Here is a 23,943-nt window from a genome sequence, read left to right as displayed (position 1 = left end):
TGCGACGAACTCTAGACGGAGTTCGGCCGGACCTTGAAAAACCCATTACCGGGTGGCTCCCCTCGATCCGGATATGCTCCGACTCGCACGGACCGGTCCGCCAGGACTCGCGCCGACCGACCGCCCGGAGGTGTGCCGGTGATCCCCGCCGCGTGGCGCACCCGCCTCCCCGCCGCCGCCGTCGCGCTGGCGAGCGGCGTCGCCGCCCTCGCCGGTTCGTACGCCGTCGTCGGGGGCGCGTCCACCTTCGTCGCGGCACCGGTCGCGAACCTGACCAACACGCTCGCCCCCGCGGCCCTCGTCACGTTCGCCATCACCGTCCTCGGCGACCTGGGGAGCGACTTGGCCTACGCGTCGGGACTGGCGGCGACGGCCGCCCTCCTCGGCGTCGTCGTCGCCGTCGGCCGGGCCGCCGCGACGTGGGCCGAACGCCCCCTGTTCGCGCCCGCCGCCGTCGGCGTCGCCGTCGGGGTCGTCGCCGCGGCGCTGACCGGAGCGGCCGACTCGGCGGTCGGCGCGGCCGTCGGCGCGGCGGTGGTGGCCACCGTCGCCGACTTCGGAGCCGGAACCGGGACCGGAGCCGCCGCGTCCCCCCCCGACGGCTCCCGACGCGCGCTCCTCTCGGGGGTCGCCGCCCTCGCCGTCGCCGCCGTCGGCGTCGGCGGCCGGCGGGCGTTCGCTCCCGCCGAGCCGGTTCCGACGAGGCCCGTCCCGGAGGACGTGGCCGCCCGCCTCGACGACGCCGCGGCGAAGTCCCTCGACGTCGAGGGGCTGGAACCGCTGGTCAGCGACAACTTCTACCAGGTCGACATCGCCAACGTCGACCCCGAGCCGTCCCGCGAGGACTGGTCGCTCCGGATCCACGGCGCCGTCGACGCGGAGACGACCTACGACTTCTCGGACGTCGAGGCGATGGACCACGACCACCGGTTCGTCTCGCTTCGCTGCGTGGGCGAGTCGCTCAACGGCCGGAAACTCGACACCGCGCTCTGGACGGGCGTGCCCCTGATGGACTTACTCGACCCCGTCGACCTCCAGGGGGAGTACGTGATGCTCCGGGCGGCCGACGGCTTCTACGAGGAGTTCCCCGTCGCGGCGCTCGAGGACGGCTTCCTTGCCGTCGGGATGAACGGCCAACCGCTCCCCCGCGGCCACGGGGCGCCGGCGCGGGCGCTGATCCCCGGCCACTGGGGCGAGATCAACGTCAAGTGGCTCACCGAGATCGAGATCCTGGACGAACCGGCGACGGGCTACTGGGAGGAGCGCGGGTGGCACGGCACCGGCCCGGTCAACACCGTCGCGAAGCTCTGGGCGACCAACCGGCTCGCGGACGGCCGGATCGAGGTTGCCGGCCCCGCGTACGCCGGCACCCGCGGGATCCGGACCGTCGAGGTATCGACCGACGGCGGCGACACCTGGACCGAGGCCGATCTCTCCGACCCGCTCCCGGGCGAGGACGTGTGGCGACAGTGGGTCCACCGCTACGAGGCCACCGACCCCCACGAGGTGGTCGTCCGCGCTGTCGACGACACCGGCACCCTCCAGCCCGAAGACGAGGCCGACGCCTTCCCCAGCGGGCCGAGCGGGTGGGTGTCCGAATCGATCGACCCCGACTCGCTGTGAGCCGGGCCAACGGTTATCCCCCGCGGACCCAACCACCCTACGGCCGCCGATGGAGAAGGCACTCTGGTATCTGCTCGCCGGGACGCGCGGCGGAAAGAACCGCGCGCGGATCATCCGCCTCCTCGACGAGCGGCCGCGCAACGCCAACCAGCTACACGAGGAACTCGGCCTCGATTACAACTCCGTCCGCCACCACCTCGACATGCTCGAAGACCACGACGTGATCGAGAGCGGCGATCAGGAGTACGGTCGGCTCTACTTCCTCACCGACCGGTTCGACCGACACCGAGACCGGTTCGAGGAGATCACGGACCACGTCTAACATGGCACCCATGACCCCCACCCTGTCGATAGCGAGCGCCCTCTCGGGGCTGAACATCGCGCTACTGGCCGCCCTGCTCGTCGTCTGGTGGCGCAACTACCGACAGTTCGGGACGCCGCTCACGCTCGGACTCGTCGCCTTCGCCGTCGTCCTCGCCGTCGAGAACGTCGTCGCTATCGGCTTTTTCTTCAGCTCCGGGATGCTGTACGCCGCCGATCCCACCGCCCAGATGGCCGTCCTCACCATGCGCGCCCTGCAGTTCGTCGCGCTCGCCTTCCTCACCTACGTGACGCTGCGGTAGGACGGTCGCGCTCGGTCGACCGGCTCGAGCGCCTCGTGGTCCTCGACGTCGATGTCGCGGGTCGTCATCCCGGCGTCCAGCGCCTCCTGGATGTAGTTGCGCACGTCGCCGTCCTCGTCGAGGAACTCGGCGAAGTACCCGCGGTAGGAGTCGACGTTCCGTTCCGCGGGAGGTTCTCGTCGAGTTTCTCGGCGACGAGCGCACAGATCTCCCCGTCCTGTTTCGTGTAGTCGGCGGCGCGCCACGCCGAGGCGTCCGAGTCGCTGGTCTGGTAGCCCGTCGTCATCACGTGTCCCGGCGGCAGGTCGGCGTACCAGTCGCACTCGGTGCACTCACAGCCGCCGGCCCACCCCGTGACGCGTGATCAGGCCGTCGGACTTGCTGGCGTTGAACACGTGGAACCGCTTTTCGTCCTCCAGGTTCGCCATCTTCTCGGCGATCAGGTCGATGGCTTCATCCCAGGAGACACGCTCGAACTCGTCCTCGCCGCGGTCCTCGGGGCTCGGGTCCTCGGGGTCCCAGCCCTTCCGGACCATCGGATACTTGATCCGCGAGGGCTCGAACGTGCGCCGGTGGAGCGTCAGCCCCCTCACCTCCCGTCGGTCCGTCATGGTCGAACCGCATACGTCAACGGACAACACGGGAACCGGAAAACACGATACGCGTGATTTCAGCGGCTTGGGACCCTCACGAACCGCTTCGCGAGGGGTTTATGTATTGGAGGAGGGCGGACGGGGCTGTGGCTCGCCGGTCACTGCGTCGGTTCGACCGTCAGGTCGCTCGCGATCCAGCCGTCGGTGTTGTCGGTCTCCAGGAAGACGGTGCGGCCGGGACAGCTCTCACAGACCGACACCGTCGGTCGTTCGGGAAACTCCGGCTCGGGCGCCGACTCCGACTCGTCGTCCGTCCCCGACTGCGTACCAGTGGGCATTGGGAGTGTTTAGGGGGACCTAAAATAAAAAGGATGCGGTTCCGGCGGCCACCCCGTCGCGACCGCGACGCATTTGTACCCGTGGATGGATGCACCCGACATGTACCGGGACGTGCTCGGCTGGGTCGCCACGCTCCTCGCGGTCACGGTCTTCGCACCGATCTTCCTGTATCTGGTCACCGGCGCCGCCGTCGGCTTTCTGGTTTCCTGTTCCGGCGGGCCGGCGGGGACGATGGTGGTCGGCGCCTCCGGCACCGAGAGCCTCGAACTCTCCTGTTCGGCGGTCCGGACGCTGGTGAAGACCGCCGTCGCGGTGGGGGGCGGTGCCGCGGCGACGGTCGGCGTCGCCATCGTCGCCGTCGGCGACCTCGTTCGAAGCACTCCCCGGTGACCGGCGGGACGTTTTTGTGTCGGGACGCCGTCACGTGCGCGTGGGGTGATGGCAGATGTCCCTCGTCCCACACGTGCCAGCCGACGAACCGAGGCGCGACCGAACACCACCCGACCTCGACGAAATCGTCGAACGGATCGTCCACGGCGAGTCACGACCGGCGCGCGGCTGACGCTACCGATCGTTCTGGCAGCGTGACGGGTCGGGCGGACCGGCGGGCCACCCCGAGTCGGTGTGGCCGCCGGTCACGGGGCCCGCCCGCCGTTACGCGGGCGACGGCACCGGATGTACTTCCCAGCAGTCCGGACACTCCGCGTGCGTCGGCCGTTCGTCCTCCGAGCTGACGATCCGACGACGTGGGATCTTCGTCCCGCAGTTCGGACACCGTGACATAGGGGGGTGGGGAGCGTGTGACACGGTCCCCACACGCGGGTACGGACTCCCTAGCGCATAGTTAATCGGTCCTTACCGGATTTCAGGCCGTGACCGAACGGGCCTCAGAGCAGCACCCCGCCGATGACGAGCAGGCCGACGCCCGCGACGGCCGCTGCGGTGAGAAACGGCGTCGCCGCCCGCGCCGGCTCCCGGACCTTCCGCTCGTCGAGTCCGTCGACGAGCCGTCCCGAGCCGACTTCGATCAGGCCGGTCATGACGAACCAGAGCACCACCATCGTGACGACGAGGTAGCCACGCGAGGTGCCGAGCAGGCTCTCGGCCGTGTACTGGGTCCCCGCGAGGTGGCCGCCGGTCAGAAAGAGCGCCAGCGACGAGACGCGCGACCACGTCCGGAACCGACCGATCAGCGACCGGAGCGGCGCCGCGTCGATGTCACCGTCCCGCGCCGCGGGCAACAGCCCCCGCGCGACGAAGAGCACGCTTCCAGCCCACAGTCCGGCGAACAAGAGGTGTGTCGCGTTTATCGCCGTGTCGATGGTCGCCATGCCCGTCGCTGGGAACGCGGCCGACTTGAATCCGGGGAATCCCGCGAGCCGCCGTCGGCGACGCCACGGACCGTCGGGATCGACCGCCCGCGGTGAATCGAAACCGATTAAACGCCCGCTCCCCCATCATCGGACGAGCCGAGGTAGCCTAGCCCGGCCAAGGCGGTTGCTTCGAGAGCAACTGTCCGTTCAGGACACATGAGTTCAAATCTCATCCTCGGCGCTTCTCTCGAACGTCCACTCGGTAGTCACGTCCGGCGACTCGACGAGCGTCCGGTAGACGACGCAGTACCGCTCGGTCGCGTCCCGAATCGACGCCGCCGTCTCCGGGTTCAGATCCCCCTGTAGCGTCACGTCCATCCGGATCGCCTGGAACCCCACGGGCACGTCGGCGACGCCCATCGTGCCCCGGAGGTCCAGGTCGCCGGCCACCTCGACCGACACGTCGGCCTCGACGCCGAAGTTCTCGATCACCGCCTGTGCGGTCAACTGCGAACAGGCCGCGAGCGCGCCGAGCAACAGGTCCCCCGAACACGCCGCCGTGCCCGATCCGCCCGCGCCCTCGTGGAGCTGTGCCTCGTAGACGGCCTCGCCCACCTCGACGCTACAGCTCGTCGCGTCCGCCCGTTCGCCCGTCGCCGTCAGCGTCACCTGCGCCGCCTCGGGGTCCGACTCGTAGGTTTCCTTCAACGGCTCCTGTGTCTCGCGGAGGTCCTCCGTCATACGTTGACGTGGGTCACGAGGCGTGAAAAGCGTTCCCGGCTACGGCGTTGCGGGCCCTCACGCCTCGTGGATGGCCTCCCCGCGGTCGAGGCGTTCCGCGATCCGGAAGGTCTGTTCGCCCTCCCGCCGCGTCGGCGTGTGGGCGGCGAGGTAGCGGGCCGTCGCGACGAGGTGGAGCCGTGCGGCCGCCGGGTCGTCGTCGACGACCGCGCCGTGGCGGGTAAACGCCGCCTCGACGTTCTGTCGGGGGTGGAAACCGGCGTCCTCGCGGAGCAGAACCTCCCCGAGCGCGCGTTTCAGCCGGGCGGCGTCGCCCCCCGACGCCAGGAACTCGGCGGTCAGGCGCCCGGCGCGGCCGACGGTGTCGTCGGCCTCGACCTCGAAGGTCTCCAGCAGGTCCGTCAGCGTCGCGTCCGGGTCACGGTCGCCGTCCGGATCCGGAAGCGGGACCGGCGGCGTGTTGAGAAAGCGGTCGAGGTAGACGCTCACGGCGCCGTCGAAGACGGCCCGGTACGTCTCGGGGGCGTCCGTCCGTGCCGCCAGCCCGCAGACCGCGTTGGCGTAGGTGTAGGTGTGGTGGACGGTGTTCCAGTCGCGGAACTCGTTGGCCGTGCCGAACTGCGCGACGCGGCGGGCGGCCGCGCGGGCGACCGTCCGCGCGAGTGCGTCGGCGCTCGCCCCCGCCGCGACGGCGTCGGTCAACGCCGACAGCGCCGCGTGCGGGTCGTCGTCGAGGAGTCGCTCGACGAAGTCCTCGGGTTCGGTCCAGGTCCGCCCCGCCCCGGCCGCGACCAGGTCCGGCAGGTCGGCGGCGGCGTCCGTGACGAGCCCCGCCACGTCGATCGGTTGGCGCCACGACGACCGCTCCTCGGCCCGGTCGGCGTCGGCCAGCGCCGGCACGAGCGTCGGGAGGACCCTGTCGGCGTGTTCCCAGCCGATTCGGTCCAGCAACTCGAAGGCCTTGTTCACGAAATCGAGGCGGTGTCCGGAGTCGAGATACCGGTGGTCGGTCGCCGCGGCGACGAACATCGCCGCGAGCGTCGACCGGTCGCACTCGGCGACGGCCGTCCGCACCACCCGCTCGGCCCCGTCGGCGTCGCGCAGGTCGATCGTCTCCCGGAACCACTCGATCAGGCGGTCGGGCGGGACCCGGTCGGTCGCCAGCCGGTCCTGCGCGAAGAACGGCGGTTCGTCCGCGCAGTCGTCCGCGACCGCCCCGAGGCCGACGTAGCGCGCCCGGCGACGGTCGGCGGGCCGCAGGTCCTCGGCCAGGTTCCCCATCGCGGCGAGGGTCGTCAGCCCGCTTCCCCATCCGTCCCGCCGGTAGTCGGCCCCGAAGGTCGTCCCGACCGTCAACGGGACGGTCGGCGGCACGTCCGCGCCGTCGAGGCCGAGGGTCGCCTTGGCGATCACGAGGTCCAGGGCCTCCCGGAGGCCATGTTCGAGGCGTTCCTTCCAGCGGTCGGCCGGCGGCGTCTCGGGATCCGGGTCCGGGTCGACGTACACCTCGCCGTCCCGCACCTCGACGGGGAAAGTGGGGACGTCGTCGGCGAAGGGGTCGAAGGTGTCGCCACAGGAGAGTTCGAACCGCGCGTGGTGCCACGGGCAGGTGAGGACGCCCGCGTCGACGGAGCCCTCGCTGAGCGGGAACCCCATGTGCGGACAGCGGTTGTCGACCGCGTGGAACGACCCCTCGTGGTGGAACAGGCCGACCGTCCGCCCGCCGACGCTGACGACCTGCGGACTCGACTCACGGATCGCGTCGGCGGCCGCCACCCGCTCGAAACCGGTCATGGGCAGTGGTAACACACCGAGGGTCATAAGCCTCCGCTCCCGCTCACTCCCCTCATTTATGCCGTCCCCGCACCCACACGCCGGTATGACCCTCGGACGTGGCGTCGTCGTCCCGGACGGGCCGGTGTCCGACGCCCGCGAGTTCGCCGTTCGGTGTGAATCGCTCGGCTACGACGCCTGCTGGACCGGCGAACTCTGGGGACGGGACGCCTTCGTCACGCTCACGGCCGTCGCCGACGCCGTCGACGACCTCGTCCTCGGCACCGCCATCGTCAACGTCTTCTCCCGGTCGCCGGCGACGCTCGCGGCCGCCGCCGCCTCGCTCGCGTCCGTGGCGCCGGCGGGCGTCCGCCTCGGCCTCGGGCCCAGTACGCGGACGGCGGTCGAGGGTCTCCACGGCCGCGACTACGACCGCCCGGTACGGCGTCTCCACGAGACGGCCGAACTCGTCGCCGCCCTCGCCGGCGGCACGGGCCGTGTCGACTACGACGGCGAGACCGTCTCCGTCGCCGACGTGCCGGCGCTCGACGCCGACGTGCCGGTCTACACCGCGGCCCTCGGCCCCGCGGCCCGCCGCGCGACCGGTCGCGTCGCCGACGGCTGGCTTCCCCACAACGTCCCCTTCCCGGAACTGTCCGACGCCTTCGAGACGGTGGCCGCGACGGCCCGCGAGGCCGGCCGCGACCCCGACGCGATCACCGTCGCCCCCTACGTCCCCGCGGCGGTCGACGCGGACCCCGAGGCGGCCCGCGGCGCGATCCGCGACCACCTCGCCTACTACGTCGGGAGTGGCGAGGGGTACCGCCGCGCCGTGGCGACGGCGTTCCCCGACGAGGCCGAGCGGATCGCCGCGGCGTGGGGGGAGGGAGCGCGCGACGCCGCCCGGGCGGCCGTCACCGCCGAGATGGTCGACGCGCTGGGGGTCGCCGGTCGCCCCGAGACGGCGCGGGAGCGGTTCGAGGCGGTCGCTAACCTCGACGTGGTGGATCACCCCATCGTGGTCGTCCCGGACGGTGTCGACGACGCGACGGCCGAGCGCACCGTCGCGGCGCTTGCCCCCTAGGCGGGGTTCTTCCGCGAGAGGTCGCTCCCGCAGATCGGACAACGGTCGCGGTGGTCGTCGAACTCACGCCCACAGCCCTGACACTGGAACCGCCACTCGCGCTGTTCGGAGATGCCCTCGCGGGCGATGACCTCGACGACGACGCCCAGGTGTTCCGCGACGTTCTGCATCGCGTAGTCGTCGGTGACGAGCGTGCCGTCGAGTTCGAAGGCGGCGGCGATCAGGCGCACGTCGGTGTCCGAGAGTTCCTCCGCGTCGCCCGTCTCGGCGGCCGCGCGCTCGATGGTCTCGACGGTGTTGTCCGCCGGGATGTGGATGTGCATCCCCGCGCCCTCCATCGCGTCGTAGCGGTAGGCGCTCTCGTCTTCGAGTTCCTCCTCGACGGCGGGGATCGAAGCCATCTCCTCGGCGGTGTGATACTCGTGGATGAACGCAGAAGAGTCGAGGACGTGCATCTACCGGTCGATGACGATGTAGTCTTTCACGGCCTGCACGCGTGAGACGGGGACGTGGAGCCGTCCCTCCTCGTCCTGCTGGAACCGGGAGTCCGCGGCCGGGAACTCCTCGTTCGGGGAGACGAGGAGGTCGTTCAGGGCTCCCGTCTTCAGGTTCATGGTGATGTTGTACAGCATACCGAGTTCCGTCCCGTCGGAGCCCATCACGGACTTCCCCGAGAGGTTTTCGGCGAGTACGTCGGACATGAAAGGGATATTCGCGGGGATGACCTTAAACGCCACGGGGTCGTCGGCCACCCACCGAACGCCGGACCTGCCGTCGGTATGTTGAAAGACTTAACTTCGGTCCACGGTTCTTCGGGGACAAGGAACGTTCTGCCGGGGGATATCATGTCAGATTCGGACACACGCGACCGACCCGACGCGCTTCGCACCCCCATTGTCGCCGTGCTCGGGCACGTCGACCACGGGAAGACCAGCCTGCTCGATAAGATTCGCGGCTCGGCCGTCAGCGAGGGGGAGGCCGGCGCGATCACCCAGCACATCGGTGCCACCGCGGTTCCGCTCGACACCATCTCTAGCATCGCCGGCAGCCTCGTCGACCCCGACGACTTCGACCTGCCCGGCCTGCTTTTCATCGACACGCCCGGTCACCACTCCTTCTCGACGCTTCGCTCACGGGGCGGCGCCCTCGCCGACATCGCCGTCCTCGTCGTCGACGTGAACGACGGCTTCCAGCCCCAGACCGAGGAGGCCATCGACATCCTCAAGCGAACGGGAACGCCCTTCGTCGTCGCCGCGAACAAGATCGACACCACGCCCGGCTGGAATCCACAGGAGGGCGAACCGATCCAGGTCTCCTACGAGGCCCAGAGCGACCGCGCCAGTTCCCGCCTCGACGAGAACCTCTACGAGATCATCGGTCAGCTCTCGGATTCCGGCTTCTCGGCCGACCTCTACTGGCGCGTCCAGGACTTCCAGGGCAACGTCGGCGTCGTCCCCGTCTCCGCCGTCACCGGCGAGGGGGTCCCCGACCTCCTGACCGTCCTCATGGGCCTCTCCCAGCGGTACATGAAAGATCAGATGGCCATCGACGTCGAGGGGCCCGGCGCGGGCACCGTCCTCGAAGTCAAGGAGGAGAAGGGCTTCGGGACCACCCTCGACGTCGTGATGTACGACGGGACGATCCGCGAGGGCGACGAGATCGTCGTCGGCGGGATGGGCGATCCGATCGTCACCGAGGTGCGGGCGCTGCTCCAACCGAAACCGCTCGCGGAGATCCGGACCGAGAAGCGGTTCGACCGGGTCGACTCCGTCGCCGCGGCGGCCGGGGTGAAGATCGCCGCGCCCGATCTGGACGACGCCATGGCCGGCGCCCCCGTCCGCGTCGTCCGTGACCGTGACCGCGAACTCGTCGTCGCCGACGTCGAGTCCGAACTCGCCGAGATCGAGGTCGAGACCGAGGAGGAGGGCGTCGTCGTGAAAGCCGACACCCTCGGCAGTCTGGAGGCGATGGCCAACGCCCTCGTCGAGGCCGAGGTCCCCATCCTCCGTGCCGAGGTCGGCGACGTGGCGCCCCGCGACGTTGCCGTCGCCAGCACCGCCGCCGAGGCCGAACACCAGGTCATCCTCGGGTTCAACGTCGACGTCCTCTCGAACGCCGCGGACGAACTCGAGGAGAGCGACGTCCGCCTGTTCCACGACGACGTGATCTACCAGCTGGTCGAGGATTACGAGACGTTCGTCGAGGAGCGCCAGCGCGCCCAACAGGAGACCGTCCTCGACAAGATCATCCGCCCCGCGCGCTTCCGGATCCTCCCCGATCACGTCTTCCGGCAGAACGACCCCGCCGTCGTCGGCGTCGAGGTGCTGTCGGGGACGCTGAAGAACAACACCCACGTCGGCCGGTTCGACGGCAACGAGTTCGAGCGGCTCGGCCAACTCAGCGGCATCCAGAAGGAAGGCGAGGACGTCTCCGAGGCGCGGGCGGGCGAACGCGTCAGCGTCGCCATCGACGGCCCCACCGTCGGCCGGGGGATCGACGAGGGCGACGAACTCTGGGTCGACCTCCCCGAGAAACACGCCAAGATCCTGGAACAGGAACTCACCGACGAGATTCCCGCCGACGAACTGGAGGCCCTCCAGGGCTTCCTCGACAACCACCGCCGGCGGGACCCCTTCTGGGGGAAGTAACCCCCCACCCGGCGCCCTCGTTTCACCCCGCCGTCCATCGATATCGTATTCATATTATTTACAGAGGTTTCGACGTCGTTGGCTCGCGGTTCTCCCGTGGTTCTGCGGACGTTCGTTCGACTCTTTCGGTACACTCGGGGAAACTTTTTAGTCAGAAGAACGACGAGTACGAAACGAGGTGAGTACCGATGAGCGTTCGAACCACCCCGAGCGAGGGTACCGCCGTGACGACCACGCCGACGCGGTACGATCTGTTACTGGTACTGTTGCCGCTCCCCTTGCTCCTCGGGGCGGCGCTCTCGGCGGTCACGTCGGTACCGTTAGAACTGGGTATCGGCGTCGGGAGCCTGCCGTCGGCGCTGATGTTCGGTTACGCCATCTGGGTCGCGGCGCCGACCCGTCCGGACCTCAACGGGCGGTCGGCGTGATGCCGTCGCCGACGGCATCCATCACCTGCAGGGCGGCGCTGGCGGCCAGCCCGCGGGCGACTTCGTCGCGTTCGTCGGTGCCGATTCCGGCTTCGAGGTCGTCGATGTCGGGCGTGAAGCCGGCGCTGACCGGGTGGCCGGCCGGCGGGCGGACGGCGACGGTCGCCGTCGGCCCGTTCGAGCCGTAGGACAGTTCCGAGCCCACGGTGTAACTGTTGGGCAGGTAGGAGCGGGTCTGCGAGACGATCCCCGCGACGGCCCGCTGGAGGGACTGCCGTTGGTCCTGTGTCAGTTCGACGTCCGTCGACGGCTTGCCGGCGTCGGCGACTCCGGGTGCGCCTCCGTACGGCGTGTTTCCGTTCATCCGAGTCGGTGAGGGTACGCGGAGCCCGTGTAAAAAGCCGTCGGAGCGTGTGACCCGGTGACAGGCGGCGTCAGTACTGGTAGTCGGTGAAGGCCATGACCGGTCCCGAGTCCTCGTTCTCCTCGATTTTCGCCTTGGCGTCGAGGAAGTCGGTCATCCGGACCTCGGTACGGTCGTCACGGATGGCGAACATCCCCGCCTCGGTGGCGAGCGAGGCGAGGTCGGCGCCGCTGTAGCCGTCGAGGTCGTCGGCCAGCTCCGCGAAGGCGACGTCGTCGGCGACGTTCATATCGCGGGTGTGGATGCGGAGGATCTGTGCCCGTCCCTCGGCGTTGGGCTTCGGCACCTCGATGAGGCGATCGAACCGGCCGGGCCGGAGGATGGCCTCGTCGAGCATGTCGAAGCGGTTCGTCGCGGCCATGATCCGGATCTCGCCCCGGTCGTCGAAGCCGTCCATCTCCGAGAGCAGTTGCATCATCGTCCGCTGGACCTCGGCGTCGCCGGAGGTCTTCGAGTCCGTCCGCTTGGCGGCGACGGCGTCGATCTCGTCGATGAAGATGACCGCCGGCTGGCGCTCCGCGGCGAGTTCGAACAGGTCGCGGACGAGCCGCGATCCCTCGCCGATGAACTTCCGGACCAGCTCCGAACCGGCCATCTTGATGAACGTCGCGTCGGTCTCGTTCGCGACGGCCTTCGCGAGCATCGTCTTCCCGGTGCCCGGCGGCCCGTGGAGCAGGACGCCCGAGGGCGGATCGACGCCGACCTCCTCGAACAGCTCCGGCGTCAACAGCGGGTCCTCGACGGCCTCGCGCACCTCGCGCACCTGGTCGTCGATGCCGCCGATGTCGTCGTAGGTGACCGTCGGCGACTCCTCGACCTCCATCGCCTGGGCGCGGGAGTCCGTCTCGTCGTCGAGGACCGTCTGGACGCTGAAGGAGTCGTTGACGGCGACGCGGTCGCCGGCCGCGAGTTCCTTGCGGATGCGCGGCGAGGGCTCCGTGAGCACCTCCTGGTTGTTGCCGTGCTGTTTGATGATCGTCCCCTCGTCGCTCACCTCCTCGACGGTGGCGACGTACAGCGAGGAGGTCTTCAGGACCTCGTTGCGCCGCTTGAGGTGGTCGACCTCCTCCATGAGTTCCTCGCGCCGGTCGTCGGTCTCGTCGAGTCGCTCCGAGAGTTCCTCGTTGACGCGGACCATGCGTTCGTAATGCTGGCGGATGGCGTCGAGACGCTCCGCGTCTGACATCTCCGGATCGAGGTCGAGCCGCGGCCGATCCGGCAGCGACGGACTCCGTGACATTGGTTGTGCCTCCTAAGAAGCGGGTGTAAATGTGCCTTTGGGTCGCGGGTCCTCCCGGACGTCCGCCCCTCCGGGCGGAACGCCCATCGCCGCCGCCGGATCCGCCCCGGCGTCAGCGCTCGTGGATCAGCCGCTCCATCTCGTCCAGCCGCTCGCCGTAAGTCGACAGCGCCGTCTCGATGTATGCGGCGTCGGTCGTGTCGACGCCGGCCCGTTCCAGCACCTCGGCCGGATACGCGGACCGACCCATCCGCAGGGCCTCGCGGTAGTCCGCCGCGGCGTCCTCGCCCTCGGTCCGGATCCGGTCGACGATGGCCGTCGCCGCGCTGATGCCCGTGCTGTACTGGTAGACGTAGTAACCGTAGTAGAAGTGGGGAATCCGCATCCACTCGCGGGCGATGCGGTCGTCGACGACCGCCGGCTCGTAGAAGTCCGCCTTCAGGTCGCGGTAGAGTTCGTCGAAGCGGTCGGGGGTGAGTGCCCCGCCCTCCTCGATCACCTCGTGGATGCGGAGTTCGAACTCCGCGAACATGGTCTGTCGGAACAGCGTCGACCGGAAGCGCTCCAGGTACTCGTCGAGGACGTGTCGGCGCACCCGTTCGTCGTCGACGGTCTCCAGCAGGTGGTGTGTCAGGAGCGTCTCGTTGACCGTACTCGCCACCTCGGCGACGAAGATATCGTAGTCGCTGTACTGCCAGGGCTGGCTTTCGTTCGTCAGCTCCGAGTGCATCGAGTGGCCGAGTTCGTGGGCCAGCGTGAACATCGAGGCCACGTCGTCCTGGTAGTTCATCAGGATGAACGGCTGGGTGTCGTAGGTCCCCGCCGAGAACGCACCCGAGCGTTTGCCCCGGTTCTCGTAGACGTCGACCCACCGCGAGTCGAGCCCCTCGGCCATCCGCTCCTGGTACGCGTCGCCGAGCGGCGCCACCGCGTCGACGACGTGGCCGACCGCCTCCTCGTAGGAAATCTCCGGGGGGTCGCCGGCGGCCATCGGCGCGTAGAGGTCCCACATCCGCAGGTCGTCGACGTCGAGCGCCTCGGCTTTCAGGTCCGCGTGCCGGTGGAGGTAGTCGAGGTTCGCCCGCACCGTCTCGACCAGGGTGTCGTACGCGTCGACGGGGACGTTCGGACCGTCGAGAGCCGCCTCGCGGGCCGTCTCGTAGTTGCGTGCGCGGGCGAGTTTCACGTCCTTGATCACGCTCTTTTTCAGCGCCGTCCCCACGCCGTTTCGCACCTCCGTCCACCGGTCGTAGAAGGCCTCGTGGACCTCGCGCCGGAACTCGCGGTTCGGCCGCTTCTGGAGTTTCGTGAAGTTGCCGAGCGATATCTCCACGTCCTCGCCGTCCGGGTCCTCGACCGTCGGGAACTCCATGTCGGCGTTCGAGAGCATGGAGTACACCTCGCTCGCCGCGTCGGTCACGTCCGAGAGGTCGGCGAGCAGCTCCTCCACCTCCTTCGACCGGGTGTGAGGTTTCCCCCGCAACACGTCGTCGAAGTAATGTTCGTACTCGGCCAGCGCGGGTTCGGCCTCGACGAACGCCTCGAGGTCGGACTCGTCGAGTTCCTGCAGTTCGGGTTCGACGAAGCTCGCGGCGCTCCGGGCGTCGGCCGCCAGCGACTCCGCGCGGGCCGACATGGCCTGATACTCGCTCTCGCGGGTGTCCTCGCTGCTCCGGAGGTTGGCGTAGGTCGACACCGTCGCAACGTCCCGGAGGAGGTCCTCGCGCAGTTCGAGCAGTTCGCGGAGCGTCTCGGGGCTCTCGGTGACCCGGCCCTCGTAGGCCGCGAGGTCGTCGATCCGGTCGCGGACGTCCTCGAAGGCCGCCTCCCAGTCCGCGTCGGTCGCGAAGATACTCTCCAGCGCCCACTTGTCCTTGGCGTCGATCTCGCCGCGTTCGGGAACCGAACTCATCGCCGCCCCGTACGGCGGCGCCCGCCGTAAGGGTTCGTACTCCGGCCGGGGTCGAGGTTCGGCGCGTGCCTCCGTGTACCCAACGTTTACTACACGGGGCGGAGTTCTCGGCATACGATGGTAGACCACGCCAGTCTCCGCGACCCGAACGCGGAGTATACGATGCGCGACCTCTCGGCGCCGACGATGGGTCTCACCGCGGACCGTGGCCCTCGCGACGTCGAGATCACCGACGTACAGACGACGATGGTCGACGGCAACTACCCGTGGATCCTCGTCCGCGTCTACACGGACGCGGGCGTCGTCGGCACCGGCGAGTCCTACTGGGGTGGCGGCGAGACGGAGATCATCGACCGGATGAAACCCTTCGTCGTCGGCGAGAACCCCCTCGACATCGACCGCCTCTACGAGCACCTCGTCCAGAAGATGAGCGGCGAGGGATCGATCGCCGGCAAGGTCATCTCGGCCATCTCCGGGATCGAAATCGCCCTCCACGACGTCGCCGGCAAGATCCTCGACGTACCGGCCTACCAGCTCGTCGGCGGCAAGTACCGCGACGAGGTCCGCGTCTACTGTGACTGTCACGCCGGCGACGAGTCCGAGCCCGCGTCGAACGCCGCCGAGGCCGAACGCGTCGTCTCGGAGCTCGGCTACGACGCCATCAAGTTCGACCTCGACGTCCCCTCGGGCCACGAAAAGGACCGCGCCAACCGCCACCTCCGCGGCCCGGAGGTCGAGCACAAGGTCGACATCGTCCGGGAGGTCTGTGAGACCGTCGGCGACCGCGCCGACGTCGCCTTCGACTGCCACTGGGCCTTCACCGCCAACTCCGCCCAGCGCCTCGCCGAGGCCATCGAACCCTACGACGTCTGGTGGCTCGAAGACCCCGTCCCCCCGGAGAACCACGAGGTTCAGGAGACGGTCACGAAGTCGACGTCGACGCCCATCGGCGTCGGGGAGAACGTCTACCGCAAGTTCGGCCAGCGGACCCTCATCGAACCGCAGGCCGTCGACATCGTCGCCCCCGACCTCCCCCGTGTCGGCGGGATGCGCGAGACCCGAAAGATCGCCGACCTGGCCGACATGTACTACGTGCCCGTCGCGATGCACAACGTCTCCTCGCCCATCGGCACCATGGCTTCGGCCCACGTCGCCGCCGCCATCCCCAACTCCCTCGCGCTGGAGTTCCACTCCTACCAGCTCGGCTGGTGGGAGGACCTCGTCGAGGAGGACGACCTCATCGAGGGCGGTCGCATGGCCGTCCCCGAGAAGCCCGGTCTCGGCCTGACGCTCGACCTCGACGCCGTGTCGGAACACATGGTCGAGGGCGAGACGCTGTTCGACGAAGCGTAGCGCCGTCGAGCAAGGGAATCTCCGATTGGCGTCGTTCGACGAAGCGTAGCGCCGTCGAGCAAGGGAATCTCCGATTGGCGTCGTTCGACGAAGCGTAGCGCCGTCGAGCAAGGGAATCTCCGATTGGCGTCGTTCGACGAAGCGTAGCGCCGTCGAGCAAGGGAACGGCGTTCCGATCCGCGTTGTCGACCGCCACCGGTGGGAAGCTTTTCCAGGCTCCCGCGCCCACGGACGAGTATGCCCTCGCTCGACGATCGGACGATCGCCCGACTGCGGGCGGTCGTCGTCGCCCTGTTGGTGTCGGGGATCGGCCTCGGTGTCGGCATCGGTCTCGTCCTCGCCCTCTCCCTGCTAACGGTCGGCCTCGGCGTGGAGCCCTCTCCTTTCGTCCTCCTCGTAATCTCGCTGATCTCGATCCAGGGGATCGCCTTCGGCGGCGTCGCCGTGGGCTATCTCCTCGTCCGTGGGTGGACCCCCGACGACCTCGGGGTTCGACTCCCCTCGGTTCGCGACCTCCTGTTCGTCGTCGGGGGGTACGTGACGGCACTCGTGGCCGCCATCTCCGGGGCCCTCCTCGTCAGCGTGACCGGCGCCCCTGCCGGTGAGAACCAGGTCACCGAGTTCGCCAGCGCCGATCCGAGCGTCCTCCTGTGGCTCGTCCCCGCCTCCTTCCTGCTCATCGGTCCCGGCGAGGAACTGCTCTTCCGGGGCATCGTCCAGGGCCGTCTCCGCGAGACGTTCGACCCGATTCCGGGTGTCGCCATCGCCAGCGCCCTCTTCGCCGCGATCCACTTCCTCGCCCTGACCGGCGGGACCGGCGGCCGTCTGGTGACGGTGACCATCCTGTTTTTCCCCGCGCTGGTCTTCGGGACCGTCTACGAACTCACCGACAACATCGTCGTGCCGGCGCTGGTCCACGGTGCCTACAACGCGACGCTGTTCTCGCTCGCGTACCTGGCCATCCGGCTCTCGGAGTCCGGGGGGCTCCAGGAGCCGGGGTCGGGAACGGGGACGGCGGCGGCCGTCCTCGTCGACGGCCTGACCGCGTTGCCGGTGTAGGCTGCCGGAACGGAACCCTTACCGCGCCGGCCCGAACAGTGGCGGTATGCGCGACTGCTTCGAGACCCGCGACGGCGACGCGCTCGGTCGGATCGGGGAGTTGACGGTCCCCCGCGCCGGCCGGACCGTCGAGACGCCGGCCCTGTTGCCCGTCATCAACCCCAACATCCGGACGGTGTCGCCGGCCCGCCTCGAAGCCGAGTTCGGTGCCGACGCCCTCATCACCAACGCCTACATCATCCGCGGGACCGACGACCTCCGCGAGCGGGCCCTCGATCGGGGGCTCCACGACATGCTCGAGTTCTCGGGCGCCATCGTCACCGACTCCGGCTCCTTCCAGCTGGCCGAGTACGGCGACATCGACGTGACGACCCGCGAGATACTGGAGTTTCAGCGGGAGATCGGTTCGGACGTCGCCACCCCGGTCGACGTGCCGACACCGCCCGACGCCGCCCGTGAGACCGCCGAGGCGGACCTGGAGACGACCGAGCGGGCACTCGCCGACGCCCAGGCCGTCGACACCGGCGAGATGCTGGTCAACGCCCCAGTCCAGGGATCGACTTACCTCGACCTCCGCGAGGCCGCCGCCCGCCACGCCGACGGCACCGACCTCGACGTGTTTCCCGTCGGCGCCGTCGTTCCCCTCATGAACGACTACCGGTACGCGGACGTGGTCGACGTGCTCGCGGCCGCCAAGCGCGGCCTCGGTGCCGACCGCCCCGTCCATCTCTTCGGCGCCGGCCACCCCATGATGTTCGCGCTCGCGGCCGCGATGGGCGCCGACCTCTTCGACTCCGCCGCCTACGCCATCTACGCCCGCGACGACCGCTATCTCACCGTCCGCGGCACGCGCCACCTCGACGACCTCACGTATCTCCCCTGCGAGTGTCCGATCTGTACCGCCCACACCCCGGACGACATCCGGGCCGCGGACGACGACGAGCGCGAACGGCTCCTCGCCGAACACAACCTCCACGTCTCCTTCGGCGAACTGCGCCGCATCAAGGCGGCCATCCGCGAGGGGAACCTCCTCGAACTCGTCGAGACGCGCGCCCGCGCCCACCCCGCGATGCTCGACGGCTACCGCGCGCTGCTCGATCACGCCGCCCAACTGGAGCGCCACGACCCCGCCTCCAAGGGCTCTTTCTTCTACTGCTCGGCCGAGAGCGCCCGCCGCCCCGAGGTCGTCCGCCACCACGACCGCCTCGACCGACTCGACGCGCCCGACCGGCTACTGGTAACCGAGGGGAACGCGCCCTCTGGCGACCGATTCGACGCCGCCTGGCGACTCCTGCCGCCGTTCGGACCCGTCCCCCGGGCGCTCTCCGAGACCTACCCCTTCACGGCCGAACTCCCCGACCGGACCGACCGGACCGCCCAGGAGGCCGCGGCGCGCGGGGTCGCCCGCCTCGTCGACGCCAACCCCGAGACGGACGTGACGGTCGCCCACGACGACTGGGCGGACACGGCGCTCGACCGCCTCCCGGCGTCGGTCCGGGTCGAACCCCTCGGCGCGCGCCCGGATCGAAACGCCTGACCCCCGTTCGCGCCGCCCACACACGCACCGACGATTGATATGATAGCGGAACGTCAGTTACGCCCGACCGATGATCGATCAGCCGCGTTCCGACGGGGCGACCGACCGCGAGTCAGGCACACCCTCCGCCGACGGGGCGGCCGACGAACACCGACTCCCGTCGGGAGTCGCCGGGAGCCTCCGATCGCTCGCCGACCGGATCGACGGGTTCGCCGATGCGCTCCCGATCGGTCCCGCACGCCACCACGCCCGGCGGGCCGCCACGGCCGCCCGCACCGCCGCCGACGACGACGCCGACTTGGTCGCCCGGCGCGTCGCGCTCGGCGAACTCGTCACGGCACTCCGCCACGCCGCCGACGAGGCCGAAGCCAGCCGCTCCCAGTACCGGCTCCTCGAACTCCTGTACGAGGAGGCACTGCCCGCGACCCGCGAGGCGAGCGACGTCATCTACGGCTGATCCGTACGGTCACGGATCGAGCCGACGAAAGCCGCTCCGCAGGGGTCGCCCGGCGGCTGGCGACACGCATCCGTCGGGCCCGCCGCGACCCTCCCTACTCCGACGGGTCACCCGACGCCGCGTCGCGCATCCGGTCGGTGAAGTCCCACGAGTAGACGCGCTCGGGGTCGATCCGGATCGCCACCTCGTCGCGGTCCGGGTCGAGCAGCTGCCGGGCCAGCGCCGAGTCGGTACCCCCGAGGTAGCGTTCGAGCAACCCGCGCAGCGTCGACTTGTCGTCGTCGGGGACGACGGTCGTCGAGCCACGGCCACGGACCCCCCGGTACGGCGGCTCGTTGGTCGACACCTCGAAGGCGACGCCGTCGTCGTGTCCGAGATACGCGACGACGTCCGCGTCCGCCGACGTGGCACAGACGAACCGGCCGGCGTCGGGGTCGAAGTCGTACCACAGCGAGAGCATCCAGAGGTCGCCACCGGGCGTCCGGCAGGCCACCCGGATGGGCACCCGCGCGTCGGCCAGGAACGCCGCGACCGCCGCCCGGTCCCACTCGCCGGTGTACTCGGTCATGGCCCGCGTTGGAACGCGGGCGGCTAAAGGCCGTGGGTGGCCCGGCCGTTCCGGGCGGGAAACGACTTTGTCGCCCGGGGTTCGATACCCGGTCGTGTTCCCCGCACTCCAGTTCGGCGTTCCGGGTGGTCCGGAACTCCTGATCGTCCTGTTCATGCTGGTGTTCTCGTTCGCCGTCCCGCTCGTCGTCTCCGTGCTGATCTACCGGGACGCGAAGGGTCGGAACAGCCGCCACGCGCTCGCCTGGGCCCTCGGTGCCTTCTTCGGCAGCCTCGTGGTCTGGGTGCTCTACTACGTCGTCCGCGACGAGGTCGGTCCGTAGGCCCGCCGCGGACGCCCGCTGGCCGCGAGGACCCGCGCACCGAGCGGCGCCCGGGAACGAAACGTAGTTCCGCGCCCCCCTCCACCATCGCCCATGACCGAGTACTTCGAGGTCCACGCGCGGGACGGGGCCGCCCGTCTTGGCGAACTCCGCCTGCGCGACCCCGTGGCCACGCCCGCCCTCGCCGACGACGTCGTCGTCGACGGCGGGAGCCTCTGGGGGGCCGACCGTGACCATCCCGAGGGGAGCGAGGCCGAACTCACGGTCCTCCCACACCGGGCGTTCCCGGCCGGCACCGACCCGACCGTCCAGGACTCCTTCGCCGTCGACTACCCGGACGTGGACTACCCGAGCGTCGGCGTCGTCACCGCCGAGACGGCCGCCGACTACGGCTGTGACGCCTACGTGCTCTCGAACGCTCCGGGCGTCGTGGGCCACGGCGCCTCCTTCCGCGACGAACTGATCGCCGTTCGGGAGTCGATCCCCGCCGACACCGCGCTCTACCTCGCCGGCGTCGCCACGCCCCGCAACGTCGCGACGCTCGTCGCCGCGGGCGTCGACCTCGTCGACACCAAACTCGCCCGGGTGAAGGGTCGACAGGGTCGCTACCTCACCCCCGAGGGCGAGTACCACCTCGACGAACTCGACGAACTCCCCGGCGCCCACCCGAACGATCCGCCGCTCGCGGCGTTCACCCGCGAGGACTGTGTCGCCCACAACGTCGCCGCCCTCGAGGCCGAACTCCGCACGGTCCGCACCCGGATCCGACGGGGGCGGCTCCGCGACTACCTCGAGGGGCAGGCCCGCCACGAGAACTGGCTAACCGCCTCGTTCCGCGAGTTCGATCAGCAGTACCGCTACCTGGAGCGGCGGACGCCGGTGATCCGCGATACGGAACTCAGCGCGGCGAGCGAAGATACACTCAACCGTGTGGAGATCCAGCGGTTCGCCGACCGGGTGACGACCCGCTATCGCAACCGGTTTGCGAACCCGCTCGTGCTCGTGCCGTGTTCGGCGCGCAAGCCCTACAGCGACTCCCAGAGCCACGCCCAGTTCCACCGCGCCATCGGCTACCGCGGCCACGTCGCCTCGATGACCTCGCCCATCGGCGTCGTCCCCCAGGAACTGGAGTGTACGTATCCCGCCCAGCACTACGACGCGGTGGTCACCGGCGACTGGACCGACGGCGAGAAGGCCTTCGTCGCCGCGGTACTGGAGCGCTACCTGGAGCGCAACGACTACCCGCGGGTGATCGCCCACGTGCCCGGCGAGGGCTACCGCGACATCTGCGAGCGGGTGGCCGACCGGGTGGACGTCCCCTTCGAGTTCACCGTCGCGGACCACCCCACCACCACCGAGTCGCTGTCGAACCTCGACGCGGCGCTCGCCGGCGAGCTCAAATACTCGAAGCGGGAGCGCCAGCACAACACGATCCGGGCCATCGCGGACTACCAGTTCGGCGCCGACGCGGGCGACGACCTCTTCCCGGACCTGCAAACGACGAGCCGGCACCCAAAACTCCAGGTACGCGACGGCGACGGCGTCCAGCTCGCGGCGCAGGTGCCCCAGTACGGCGTCCTCGCCTTCACCCTCGCGGGTGCCCGCCACTGGGTCGAGAGCGACGCGCCGACCAAACGGGTCGACATCGACGGCTTCGTCCCCCACGGGAGCGTCCTCGCGCCCGGCGTGACCGACGCCGACGCCGACGTCCGCGTCGGCGACGAGGTGGTCGTCGAGGGGCCGGCCGCCTTCGGTATCGGCCGCGCGACGATGCACGGCGACGAGATGCGGGAGAGCACCCGCGGCGTCGCCGTCGAGATGCGCCACGTCGAGGCGACCGAGGACAACGCTTAACACCGTCTCCCGACTACGTGTGGCGATGTCACCGCCCGTTCGACGCGACGTGTTGCGGGTCGACCTCTCCGCCGGGACCGTCTCCCGCGAACGGGTCCCCGACGACTGGCGACGCGACTTCCTGGGCGGCAAGGGCCTCGGCGCCCGCTACCTCTACGACGAACTCGACGCCGGCACCGATCCGCTGGGGCCGGACAATCGGCTCTGTCTCCTCCTCGGCCCGCTCTCGGGCTACCTCCCCGGCGAGTCGCGCTACGCGGCGGTCACCAAGTCGCCCCTGACCGGCGCCTTCCTCGACTCCTACAGCGGCGGGTCCTTCGCCGACGCCCTCGCCGGCGCCCTCCCCGAGGCCTTCGGCCTGGTGATCGAGGGCGTCGCCGACGATCCGACGGTCCTCACCGTCCGTGACGGCGAGGCGACCCTGACCGGCGCGGGCGACCTGTGGGGGGCCGACACCGTCGAGACGGACGCCGCCCTCGACGGCGCCGTGGCCTGTATCGGCCCGGCGGGCGAACGCCGGGTCGCCTACGCGACGATCGCGTGTGACGCCGGCGACCACCACGCCGGCCGCGGCGGCGCCGGCGCCGTCATGGGCGCGAAACGGCTCAAGGCGGTCGCGGTCCACGGCGACCCGCCCGACCCGTCGCCGGCGCTCGCCAACCTCCGCGAGCGCTACGGCGCTGCCTACCGCGACGACGACACCGGCCGCTGGCAGGCCGCCGGCGAGACGGTCGAGAGCGTCGACTTCGCCAACGAAGTGGGCGTCCTCTCGACCCGGGGCTGGCAGGGCGGCCGCTTCGAGGACGCCGGCGATATCGGCATCGAGGCGGTCCGCGAGGCGGCCACCGGCCGCGAGAACGCGGACGACGCGGTGCCCGGCGGCTTCCGCGTCGACGTCGAGGACGGCGAATCCGTCCCCCGTGGCGGGGCGCTCATGTCCCTCGGCGCCGGCCTCGGGGTCGACGACTTCGACGCCGTGGCCCGCCTCGGCGCCGCCTGTGACCGTCTCGGGATGGACGCCATCAGCGCGGGCAACGCCGTCGCCTGGGCCACCCGCGCCGCCGACGACGGGGCCATCGACCCCGACGTCGACCCGGACCTCGCGTTCGGGGACGCCGACGCGGCCGAGCGACTGTTGTCGGCCATCGCCACCCGATCGACCGACTTGGGCGACACCCTCGCCGACGGCGTCCACGACGCCCGCGAGCGGTACGGGGCCGGCGCCGTGCCGACGGTGAAGTCGATGGCACTCCCGGCCTACGACCCACGGGGTGCCGCGGGGATGGCACTCGCCTACGCCACCAGCGACCGCGGCGGCTGTCACCGCCGTGCCCGCCCGGTCGAACGCGAGGCCTTCGCCCGCGACGCGTGGACGACCGCAGACCGCGTCAGGACCGTCGTCGGCGCCCAGAACGTCCGCTCGACGCTCTGGAGCCTCGTCGTCGACGACTTCGCGGGCGAGACCATGTGGGAGGACCTCGGCGCCGAGTGGCTGACGGCCGTCGGCCTCGAGTACGACCGCGACTCGCTGGCGCGGGTCGGCGAACGCGTCTGGACGCTCGTCCGCCTGTTCAACGTCCGCGAGGGCTTCGACCGCGAGGACGACACCCTACCCGCCCTGTTCGAGGACCCGCTTCCCGACGGGCCCGCGGCGGGCCGCACCGTCGACCGCGGGGCGTTCGAGGACATGCTCGACGCCTACTACGCGGCCCGCGGGTGGTCGGTCGACGGCCGCCCGACCGACGCGCTCGTCGACCGACTGGACCTCGCCGCCGTCGTCGACGCCGAGACGCCGCTCGGAAACGCCGCCGACGGGGTGGTCGTCGACGCCGGATCCGGGGACGGGGTCGGCGGACGCGACCGCCACCCCCGCAGTCGGGAGCCGTGACCGGGTCGAACCCAGCCCGGCCACACGACTGTCATCGCTGTGGCGAGACCATCGAACCGGGGGACATCTACGGTGCGCTCGACCTCCTCGACGCCGACGGCGAACTGCGGGTGTTGCTCTGTCGCTCCTGTTCGGCGGCGCTGCGCGACTTCCTCGAATGAGCG

The 23,943-nt window shown here is 70.2% G+C and carries 27 protein-coding genes and 1 tRNA gene; 16 read left to right on the top strand and 12 right to left on the bottom strand.

What is annotated here, in order from left to right:
• The first annotated feature begins 132 nt into the window (after positions 1-132).
• From EI982_RS10825 to EI982_RS10815, 3 genes are read left to right on the top strand one after another with little or no spacing between them, the layout of a single operon-like run.
• Positions 133-1,623: a molybdopterin-dependent oxidoreductase gene (locus EI982_RS10825; protein WP_157689717.1), complete on the top strand. Its 1,491-nt coding sequence runs from the start codon at positions 133-135 to the stop codon at positions 1,621-1,623.
• Positions 1,624-1,672: 49 nt separating this feature from the next.
• Positions 1,673-1,945 carry an ArsR/SmtB family transcription factor gene (locus tag EI982_RS10820; protein WP_157689716.1) on the top strand — a complete coding sequence of 91 codons (273 nt, stop codon included), beginning with the start codon at positions 1,673-1,675 and terminating at the stop codon, positions 1,943-1,945.
• 1 nt (position 1,946) lies between these two features.
• Positions 1,947-2,246 (top strand): DUF8036 family membrane protein, encoded by a 300-nt coding sequence (locus tag EI982_RS10815; protein ID WP_199243599.1) that lies wholly within the window; start codon positions 1,947-1,949, stop codon positions 2,244-2,246.
• Here EI982_RS10815 and EI982_RS18920 read toward each other — a convergent pair.
• From EI982_RS18920 to EI982_RS10805, 3 genes are all read right to left on the bottom strand, one after another.
• Positions 2,228-2,350, bottom strand: coding sequence for a hypothetical protein (locus tag EI982_RS18920; RefSeq protein WP_269846457.1), 123 nt, complete (start codon positions 2,348-2,350; stop codon positions 2,228-2,230). The genes EI982_RS10815 and EI982_RS18920 overlap by 19 nt on opposite strands.
• 228 nt (positions 2,351-2,578) lie before the next feature.
• Complete coding sequence (locus EI982_RS18915) at positions 2,579-2,857, bottom strand: molybdopterin-dependent oxidoreductase (protein WP_199243597.1); 279 nt, start codon at positions 2,855-2,857, stop codon at positions 2,579-2,581.
• A gap of 140 nt (positions 2,858-2,997) precedes the next feature.
• On the bottom strand, positions 2,998-3,177 hold the full coding sequence (locus EI982_RS10805) for a hypothetical protein (protein ID WP_157689715.1): 180 nt from the start codon (positions 3,175-3,177) through the stop codon (positions 2,998-3,000).
• 100 nt (positions 3,178-3,277) lie between these two features.
• Here EI982_RS10805 and EI982_RS10800 point away from each other — a divergent pair, with 100 nt between their 5' ends.
• Entirely contained in the window at positions 3,278-3,568 is a 291-nt protein-coding gene (locus tag EI982_RS10800; protein ID WP_157689714.1) for a hypothetical protein, read from the top strand.
• 497 nt (positions 3,569-4,065) lie between these two features.
• Here EI982_RS10800 and EI982_RS10795 read toward each other — a convergent pair whose 3' ends face one another.
• The gene (locus EI982_RS10795) at positions 4,066-4,509 is read right to left on the bottom strand and encodes a CopD family protein (RefSeq protein ID WP_157689713.1); all 444 of its coding nucleotides are present in this window, start codon (positions 4,507-4,509) and stop codon (positions 4,066-4,068) included.
• A gap of 137 nt (positions 4,510-4,646) precedes the next feature.
• Here EI982_RS10795 and EI982_RS10790 point away from each other — a divergent pair.
• A tRNA-Ser gene (locus tag EI982_RS10790) sits at positions 4,647-4,732 on the top strand.
• On the opposite strand, the gene EI982_RS10785 is transcribed toward EI982_RS10790, so the two are convergent.
• Both EI982_RS10785 and EI982_RS10780 read right to left on the bottom strand, forming a co-directional pair.
• Complete coding sequence (locus EI982_RS10785) at positions 4,714-5,232, bottom strand: OsmC family protein (RefSeq protein ID WP_157689712.1); 519 nt, start codon at positions 5,230-5,232, stop codon at positions 4,714-4,716. The two genes, EI982_RS10790 and EI982_RS10785, sit on opposite strands and share 19 nt — an antisense overlap.
• A 57-nt stretch (positions 5,233-5,289) precedes the next feature.
• Positions 5,290-7,026, bottom strand: coding sequence for a Rieske 2Fe-2S domain-containing protein (locus EI982_RS10780; protein ID WP_157689711.1), 1,737 nt, complete (start codon positions 7,024-7,026; stop codon positions 5,290-5,292).
• Positions 7,027-7,111: 85 nt separating this feature from the next.
• Between EI982_RS10780 and EI982_RS10775 the strand changes: the two genes are divergently transcribed.
• A complete protein-coding gene (locus EI982_RS10775; RefSeq protein WP_157689710.1) occupies positions 7,112-8,089 on the top strand; it encodes an LLM class flavin-dependent oxidoreductase in 978 nt (325 codons plus the stop codon).
• On the opposite strand, the gene EI982_RS10770 is transcribed toward EI982_RS10775, so the two are convergent.
• Both EI982_RS10770 and EI982_RS10765 read right to left on the bottom strand, forming a co-directional pair.
• A complete protein-coding gene (locus EI982_RS10770) occupies positions 8,086-8,544 on the bottom strand; it encodes an NOB1 family endonuclease (protein WP_157689709.1) in 459 nt (152 codons plus the stop codon). The genes EI982_RS10775 and EI982_RS10770 overlap by 4 nt on opposite strands.
• Entirely contained in the window at positions 8,545-8,790 is a 246-nt protein-coding gene (locus EI982_RS10765) for a PRC-barrel domain-containing protein (protein WP_157689708.1), read from the bottom strand.
• Between the two features lie 144 nt (positions 8,791-8,934).
• On the opposite strand from EI982_RS10765, the gene infB reads away from it, so the two are divergent.
• Together infB and EI982_RS10755 are read left to right on the top strand one after the other, a co-directional pair.
• Positions 8,935-10,737 (top strand): translation initiation factor IF-2, encoded by a 1,803-nt coding sequence (gene infB, locus EI982_RS10760; RefSeq protein ID WP_157689707.1) that lies wholly within the window; start codon positions 8,935-8,937, stop codon positions 10,735-10,737.
• A gap of 188 nt (positions 10,738-10,925) precedes the next feature.
• On the top strand, positions 10,926-11,165 hold the full coding sequence (locus EI982_RS10755) for a DUF8015 family protein (protein WP_157689706.1): 240 nt from the start codon (positions 10,926-10,928) through the stop codon (positions 11,163-11,165).
• Here EI982_RS10755 and EI982_RS10750 read toward each other — a convergent pair.
• The 3 genes from EI982_RS10750 to pepF form a co-directional block, all read right to left on the bottom strand.
• Complete coding sequence (locus EI982_RS10750; protein ID WP_157689705.1) at positions 11,146-11,529, bottom strand: DUF5811 family protein; 384 nt, start codon at positions 11,527-11,529, stop codon at positions 11,146-11,148. The genes EI982_RS10755 and EI982_RS10750 overlap by 20 nt on opposite strands.
• Positions 11,530-11,599: 70 nt before the next feature.
• A complete protein-coding gene (gene pan2 / locus EI982_RS10745; RefSeq protein WP_157689704.1) occupies positions 11,600-12,829 on the bottom strand; it encodes a proteasome-activating nucleotidase Pan2 in 1,230 nt (409 codons plus the stop codon).
• Between the two features lie 112 nt (positions 12,830-12,941).
• The gene (gene pepF / locus EI982_RS10740; protein WP_157689703.1) at positions 12,942-14,741 is read right to left on the bottom strand and encodes an oligoendopeptidase F; all 1,800 of its coding nucleotides are present in this window, start codon (positions 14,739-14,741) and stop codon (positions 12,942-12,944) included.
• 117 nt (positions 14,742-14,858) lie between these two features.
• Between pepF and EI982_RS10735 the strand changes: the two genes are divergently transcribed.
• From EI982_RS10735 to EI982_RS10720, 4 genes are all read left to right on the top strand, one after another.
• Positions 14,859-16,094, top strand: coding sequence for a mandelate racemase/muconate lactonizing enzyme family protein (locus EI982_RS10735; RefSeq protein WP_157689702.1), 1,236 nt, complete (start codon positions 14,859-14,861; stop codon positions 16,092-16,094).
• Positions 16,095-16,331: 237 nt separating this feature from the next.
• Complete coding sequence (locus tag EI982_RS10730) at positions 16,332-17,153, top strand: CPBP family intramembrane glutamic endopeptidase (RefSeq protein ID WP_157689701.1); 822 nt, start codon at positions 16,332-16,334, stop codon at positions 17,151-17,153.
• Positions 17,154-17,199: 46 nt separating this feature from the next.
• A complete protein-coding gene (tgtA, locus tag EI982_RS10725) occupies positions 17,200-18,690 on the top strand; it encodes a tRNA guanosine(15) transglycosylase TgtA (RefSeq protein WP_157689700.1) in 1,491 nt (496 codons plus the stop codon).
• Between the two features lie 70 nt (positions 18,691-18,760).
• The gene (locus tag EI982_RS10720) at positions 18,761-19,147 is read left to right on the top strand and encodes a hypothetical protein (protein ID WP_157689699.1); all 387 of its coding nucleotides are present in this window, start codon (positions 18,761-18,763) and stop codon (positions 19,145-19,147) included.
• A 94-nt stretch (positions 19,148-19,241) separates the two neighbouring features.
• Here EI982_RS10720 and EI982_RS10715 read toward each other — a convergent pair whose 3' ends face one another.
• On the bottom strand, positions 19,242-19,715 hold the full coding sequence (locus EI982_RS10715; protein WP_157689698.1) for a pyridoxamine 5'-phosphate oxidase family protein: 474 nt from the start codon (positions 19,713-19,715) through the stop codon (positions 19,242-19,244).
• A gap of 94 nt (positions 19,716-19,809) precedes the next feature.
• On the opposite strand from EI982_RS10715, the gene EI982_RS10710 reads away from it, so the two are divergent.
• The 4 genes from EI982_RS10710 to EI982_RS10695 all read left to right on the top strand — a co-directional run bounded on the left by EI982_RS10710 (position 19,810) and on the right by EI982_RS10695 (position 23,940).
• Positions 19,810-20,037, top strand: coding sequence for a hypothetical protein (locus tag EI982_RS10710; protein WP_157689697.1), 228 nt, complete (start codon positions 19,810-19,812; stop codon positions 20,035-20,037).
• A gap of 93 nt (positions 20,038-20,130) precedes the next feature.
• Complete coding sequence (gene arcS / locus EI982_RS10705; protein WP_157689696.1) at positions 20,131-21,891, top strand: archaeosine synthase subunit alpha; 1,761 nt, start codon at positions 20,131-20,133, stop codon at positions 21,889-21,891.
• A 25-nt stretch (positions 21,892-21,916) separates the two neighbouring features.
• Positions 21,917-23,779, top strand: coding sequence for an aldehyde ferredoxin oxidoreductase family protein (locus EI982_RS10700; RefSeq protein ID WP_157689695.1), 1,863 nt, complete (start codon positions 21,917-21,919; stop codon positions 23,777-23,779).
• Positions 23,776-23,940 (top strand): hypothetical protein, encoded by a 165-nt coding sequence (locus EI982_RS10695; protein ID WP_157689694.1) that lies wholly within the window; start codon positions 23,776-23,778, stop codon positions 23,938-23,940. Before EI982_RS10700 ends, EI982_RS10695 begins: the two co-directional genes overlap by 4 nt.
• Positions 23,941-23,943: the final 3 nt, after the last annotated feature.

Source organism: Haloplanus salinarum, from assembly GCF_009762275.1.
GTDB classification, from domain to species: Archaea; Halobacteriota; Halobacteria; order Halobacteriales; family Haloferacaceae; genus Haloplanus; species Haloplanus salinarum.
Note: the sequence above shows the minus strand (reverse complement) of the source record. Positions and strands in the feature narration are given on the sequence as shown.